Below are 5,779 nucleotides of genomic sequence, written 5' to 3' on the forward strand. Positions count from 1 at the left end.
AGCGGCGAGCTCAACCTGCTCTGCGCGCTCCTGGAAGACCGGCCGGACAGCGCCCTGGTGCTGGCCAGTGCTCTGGAAGAAACCGGCAGCCTGCGCGCCCAGCCGTTCGGGGCGCTGGTCGCGGTGGCACTGGGCTACGGGCGTGCCGATGCGGTGGACTGGAGCGCCAGGGTGACCCCCGCCGACCAGGCTCTCGCAAGCAAACTCGGCCTGGCCCTGCCGGACGAGGCGGTTGCCCATGCCAGCGCCGCAGCACTGGCGCGCCTTGCCGGCGATCCGGCCACGCCGCCTGGGCTGCGCGCCGCGGCCCGCGCCCGGATGGAGGCGGCGCGCGGCAACTTCGCCGCCACCGGTGCCGAGGCCAGCCGCCTGCGCGCGATCACTGACCCGCAGGCTCGCGCCCGCGAGATCGTGCTGCTGTGGCATGCCGATGGCGATCCGGACAGCCGCCGGGCCTACCTGCCGCAACTGGCCCCGCTGGCCGCCACGGTGGCGCCCCGCCAGGCCCTGGCGCTGGAAGCTGAGACGCTGGCCCGGATCCTGCTGGCCGCCGGCGAGGAGGGTGCCGCGCTCGCCTGGTTCGACATGCTGGAGGCGCAACCGCAGGGCGACCGGGCCCGGGCCGACCGAGTGGCGGTCCTGATGATCCTGGCGGGCCTGGTCGATCCGTCCCGGATGCCGCCCACGCCCGACGGGCTGTTCGACAGGGACGACGCCACCTTGCTCGCCGCGGGCCTGGCCGGACAAGACGTGCCCCTGTCGTCGCCCTGGCAGCGCCTGCTGCCGGCGACAGCCTCGCCACCGCCGGCGGGTGCCCCAGCCCTGCGCCTGGCGCGCGCCCTGGCCGATCTCGCCAGCCCGGAGCCGGCCGCCCTGGCCCGCGGGCTGGCCGGCCTCGTGGCGAGCGACCATGCCATGGACGCGCGCGAGATCGCGCGCAGTGCGGTGATCGTGCGGCTCGATGGCTGAGCCCCGCTCGGCCCTGGCGCCGTTCTTGGAGATGATGGCGGTGGAGCGCGGGGCGTCCCGCCACACGATTGCCGCCTACCACAACGATCTGAGCGCTTGGCTTACCTTCCTGCGCCAGCGCGGCCAGGACGAGGGAACCGCGGGCGAGGCCGAGGTGCGCGCCTTTCTCCAGGCTGCCGCCGATGCGGGCTTCAAGGCCACCACCCAGGCCCGGCGCCTGGCAGCATTGCGCCAGTTCCACCGTTTCCTCCATCTGGAAGGCCTGCGCCCGGACGACCCGACCCTGGCAGTCGAGGGCCCGCGCCGGCAGCGCAGCCTGCCGCGGGTGCTGAGCGAGGCGGAGGTGGAAGCGCTGCTCGCGGCGGCTAGGCAGAAGGACGGCCCGGACGGGCGGCGGCTGACCTGCCTCTTGGAACTGTCCTATGCCTCCGGTCTGCGCGTCTCGGAACTGGTGGGCCTGACGCTCGGCGCCTTCACCCCCGACCGCACCGCACTTCTGGTCAAGGGCAAGGGCGGCAAGGAGCGGATGGTCCCGGTCGGCCGCTTCGCCCGCGAGGCCCTGACGCGCTGGCTGGAGGTCCGGCCCGCCGACCGGAAGAACCGCCTGTTCCCCTCGGTGGGGGCCAGCGGCCACCTGACCCGGCAGCACGTCCTCTATCTGCTCAAGCGACTGGCACCGGAAGCCGGGATCGATCCGGAGCGGATCTCGCCGCACGTGCTCCGCCACGCCTTCGCCACCCATCTCCTGGCGCACGGTGCAGACCTGCGCGCGGTCCAGACCATGCTCGGGCACGCCGACATTGCGACAACGCAGATCTACACGCATGTTCGGCCCGAGCGCCTCGCCGCGGTGGTGACCGAGCACCATCCTTTGGCAAGACCGGCCAGGAACAAGACCGTGACGCGACCTGGCGGCGCGGCAGCCCTCAAGGGAGACGGGGAATGAGTTTCACGATCGTCGAGCAGTGCACGCCCAGGCTGAACCGCTCGGAGCTGGCCGTGCCGGGCAGCTCGCCACAGATGTTCGAGAAGGCGGCGGCCTCCGGGGTCGACGTGGTGTTCCTGGACCTGGAAGACGCGGTGGCGCCCGACCAGAAGGAGCAGGCGCGCAAGAACATCATCCAAGCGATCAACGACATCGACTGGGGCAGCAAGACCCTGTCGGTCCGGATCAACGGCCTCGACACGCACTACATGTATCGTGACGTGGTGGACGTGATCGAGCAGACCAGCGAGCGGCTCGACCTGATCATGATCCCCAAGGTCGGCACCGCCGCCGACATCTACGCGGTCGACATGCTGGTGACCCAGGTCGAGACCGCGATGAAGCGCAAGAAGCGCATCGGCTTCGAGCTGATCGTCGAGACGGCACTCGGCATGGCCAACGTCCACGAGATCGCCAAGGCATCCAAGCGCAACGAGAGCCTGCATTTCGGTGTGGCCGACTATGCCGCGTCGACCCGCGCCCGCACCACGGTGATCGGCGGGCCCAACCCCGACTACGGCGTGCTGACCGACCCGGACGTCGACAACTCGCGCTCCTATCACTGGGGCGACATGTGGCACTACGCGATCGCCCGGATGGTGGTGGCGGCGCGCGCCAACGGTCTGCGCCCGGTGGACGGGCCGTTCGGCAACTTCCAGGACCCGGACGGCTACCAGGCCCAGGCACGGCGCGCCGCGGTGCTGGGCTGCGAGGGCAAGTGGGCGATCCATCCCTCGCAGATCCCGCTCGCCAACGAGGTATTCACCCCGCCAGCCAAGGAGGTCGAGCGCGCCCGCCGCATCCTGGTCGCCATGGACGAGGCGGCCAAGGCCGGCAAGGGTGCGGTCAGCCTGGATGGAAGGCTGATCGACATCGCCTCGATCCGCCAGGCCGAGGCGCTGGTCGCCAGCGCCGACCGGATCGCCGCGGCCGGCTGAGCGGCCAGTTTCACCACCAGACGAGAACGCCCCGGCCGTAAGGCCGGGGCGTCCCGCTTCCTGGGGGGGAAGTCACAGCCGCTCAGGCGGCCTTGTCCTTCATCTTGTGCACCTCCGGCGTGAACACGGTGATGCCGCCGCTGGCCGAGCCGTCGTCATACATGGCCACGATCTCCTCGGGCATGCGCTGGAGGTCGGTGCCGCGCATGAAGTCGCGCAAGGACGTGCCGGTGCAGTGTGAATCCAGGTTTCTGGCGCCAACGCGGTTCTTGATGTCGGCAAGGTTGACCGTGCGGAAATCGATGCTGAACCGGGTGGCACCCGACGTGTTCGGCACGGTCGAGTGCAGGTGGGCAGCGGAGAAGATCAGCACACTGCCAGCCTTGCCCATGATCCGGATCTGCGGATCGAGCTCGATCTCCTGTTCCGGCTTCGGTTGCACGCGGGTGTCGGCCTTGATGTGCTGCGCCGCGTTCTTCCGGCCGTCCGCGTTCCAGCGATAATAGTTGAAGCCGGCCGAGCCGTTCCGGATCGGCTCATGCATGTAGCGCGGATGGAACGCCATGCCGGCATCCGGCCCGAAGTCGTAGATCGGGATCCACCAGTTCAGCTGGGCCATCGGCGCCGAGTACCAGGTGTCCCGGTGCGGGTGGAAGGCGTAGCCCACCCCGGCGGTGAGATAGCCATGCGAGGTGGCCAGGCGCAGCCGCGGCACGTCGAGATAGGTTTCTTCCAGCGCGCACCCTAGATCAGCGACGACGTCGCGGATCAACTCCTTGGTGCGCGGATGATGGATGAAGGCCGGCTTGAGGGGACCGCCCAGCTGGACGAACTTTTCCACCGGCATGCCGAACTGGGCACGGGTCGGATCCTCGCCAAATGTTTCTTCAATCATCTCCCGCGCATGCCGGATCAGCTCCAGAGTGGAGGGGCGCGGAGTGAAGACGAACAGGTCGCCACCATAGAGTAGTGGCCGACGATCATCATCCGGTAGATCCGATCCGTGGTAGATGACTGTCATTGCTTGCTCAACACTGAAAGGGCGTGGGCACGGTCAGCGTGGACCGTACTGCCAGAACCTGTATCCGCAGCCCTACCACACTGCCATCCTTTACCCGTTACCTCACGAGCAGCACACGCCCAAGTGATCGTTCGTTATCCGGCAAACTGTAAGTGCGTGATCGGCAGGGGGCGCAAGCTCTTCTTTTCCGGTAGCATGACAGAATTCTTCAGCTTGGTGACTCTCCAGGCACAGAGCGGCAGCGGATGACCACGTTTTACCGGTGCTGGCGCAAACGTGACTTGCCCGGTGGTGCCCGTGTCGCAAAGGCATGCCAGCCAGACTGTGCCTCGGGCGGAGCACGCGACCGTTCGGGCTCCGACGCATCGCTGGCGCAATCGAAATCGATTCAAGAGCAGGTGAGTGATGACGCAGCGTACCGGCCGCAGTGACGGGAAACAGCTTCCCCTCGTCAGCGTCGGCATCCCGGTGTTCAACGGCGAGAACTATCTCGACGAGGCAATCCGGTCGGTGCGCAGCCAGACCCTGTCGGACCTGGAGCTCGTGATCGCGGACAACGCGTCCACCGACCGGACCGAGCAGATCTGCCGGGACCATGCGGCCGCCGACCCGCGGATCGTCTATGTGCGCAACGAGCACAATCTGGGAGCCATCCCAAACTATAACCGCACCTTCGACTTGGCGCGGGGGCGCTATTTCAAGTGGCTGGCCCATGACGACCGGATCCTGCCCGGCTATCTGGCCGCGACCACTGCGGCACTGGAGGCGGATCCCAGCGCGGTCCTGTGCAACAGCCTCGTGGAATATATTGGCCGCAACGGCCAGCGCCTCGCCAATTACGAGAGCGTGCTGGCCGACGCCGACCTGCCGAGCCCGTCCGCGCGCTTCGCTACGCTGGTGCTGCGCTCCCATTCGGTGGTCGACATCTTCGCGACCTTCCGCCGGTCTGCTTGGCTCGGCAATCGCAAGGGCAGCTTCCATGGCGAGGACCGGGCGTTCCTGGCCTACATGGCCCTGAAGGGGCGGCTGATCCACGTGAAGGAGCCGCTCAACCAGATGCGCGAGCACCCCAACCGCTACACGCGGGCGGTGCGCAGCTCCCGCGACCGGCTGAGCTGGCACGACACCTCCAAGCGCGGCCAGCTTAGCTTCCCGACCCTGCGCCTGTTCTCCGAGTACGCCAGGATCGTCCGGAACGTGCCGATGCCAGCGGCCGAGCGCCGACGCTGCCAGCTGGTCCTGGCTCGCTGGTGGTTCACTAACTACAATCTCGTTCGCGCCGGGGTGGACCTGGGATCAGTGGCGCTGCCGGAGCTGGTGAGCTTCGCCGAGAACGTGAAGACCCGGCTGCTCGGAGCGGCGCCCGGACACACCTTCGTGGATGCGGACCGCTCGCTGGCCGGGGCCGAACCCGATCCATCCGGAAAAAGCGGCAAGTAACCGCTGCGGCAACTCCGAAGCGACCAGAGTTTTCCGGCCGAAGATCTGGTGTCATGGAAGGCACCTTGCAGTGCATCCGGAAATAGGAGTAGTCAGCCGGACTGGAGCCGCGTGACCATGCGCGGAATACAAGCAGGCGGCGCTCTGCGGTCGTGATCCGGCGTGACGCGATCAGGCTGGGCACGGCCACGGAGGATATGGGTCGGTGCGTGTCGTGATCCTGGGCTGCGGCGGGTTCGTCGGCAGCCATCTGCTCGATAATCTCCTGGGCGAAGAATCCTACCAGATCGAGGGCTGGGACCCCGAGGACCGCAAGATCCGCGGCCATCTGGGCAATCCGCGCTTCACCTTCCACCGTAGCGTCGCGAATTCACCGCAAGCGCTGGTCGAGGTCGAGCGGGCCGTGTGCGAGTCCGACGTGGTGAT

General features: G+C 68.0%; 4 protein-coding genes and 2 pseudogenes. 5 read left to right on the forward strand and 1 reads right to left on the reverse strand.

Annotation, left to right across the window (positions count from 1 at the left end):
- The 3 genes and pseudogenes from EQG76_RS19820 to EQG76_RS19830 all read left to right on the forward strand — a co-directional run.
- Positions 1-969: pseudogene (locus tag EQG76_RS19820) on the forward strand (hypothetical protein); the annotation flags it as partial.
- Complete coding sequence (locus EQG76_RS19825; RefSeq protein WP_159716081.1) at positions 962-1,915, forward strand: site-specific tyrosine recombinase XerD; 954 nt, start codon at positions 962-964, stop codon at positions 1,913-1,915. The pseudogene EQG76_RS19820 and the gene EQG76_RS19825, both read left to right, overlap by 8 nt.
- Positions 1,912-2,892: an HpcH/HpaI aldolase/citrate lyase family protein gene (locus EQG76_RS19830; protein ID WP_159716082.1), complete on the forward strand. Its 981-nt coding sequence runs from the start codon at positions 1,912-1,914 to the stop codon at positions 2,890-2,892. The genes EQG76_RS19825 and EQG76_RS19830 overlap by 4 nt, the downstream gene beginning before the upstream one ends.
- Before the next feature lie 82 nt (positions 2,893-2,974).
- On the opposite strand, the gene EQG76_RS19835 is transcribed toward EQG76_RS19830, so the two are convergent.
- A complete protein-coding gene (locus EQG76_RS19835; RefSeq protein WP_200840960.1) occupies positions 2,975-3,787 on the reverse strand; it encodes a phytanoyl-CoA dioxygenase family protein in 813 nt (270 codons plus the stop codon).
- Between the two features lie 531 nt (positions 3,788-4,318).
- On the opposite strand from EQG76_RS19835, the gene EQG76_RS19840 reads away from it, so the two are divergent.
- Entirely contained in the window at positions 4,319-5,353 is a 1,035-nt protein-coding gene (locus EQG76_RS19840; protein WP_159716084.1) for a glycosyltransferase family 2 protein, read from the forward strand.
- 205 nt (positions 5,354-5,558) lie between these two features.
- Positions 5,559-5,779: pseudogene (locus tag EQG76_RS19845) on the forward strand (hypothetical protein); the annotation flags it as partial.

The organism is Geminicoccus flavidas, assembly GCF_009806515.1.
Lineage (GTDB): Bacteria > Pseudomonadota > Alphaproteobacteria > Geminicoccales > Geminicoccaceae > Geminicoccus > Geminicoccus flavidus.

Excerpts from the sequence above, each read along its gene's own strand:
- EQG76_RS19840 (WP_159716084.1), top strand. The coding sequence starts at position 4,319 with ATGACGCAGCGTACCGGCCGCAGTGACGGGAAACAGCTTCCCCTCGTC.
- EQG76_RS19825 (WP_159716081.1), top strand. The coding sequence starts at position 962 with ATGGCTGAGCCCCGCTCGGCCCTGGCGCCGTTCTTGGAGATGATGGCG.
- EQG76_RS19830 (WP_159716082.1), top strand. The coding sequence starts at position 1,912 with ATGAGTTTCACGATCGTCGAGCAGTGCACGCCCAGGCTGAACCGCTCG.
- EQG76_RS19835 (WP_200840960.1), bottom strand. The coding sequence starts at position 3,787 with ATGATTGAAGAAACATTTGGCGAGGATCCGACCCGTGCCCAGTTCGGC.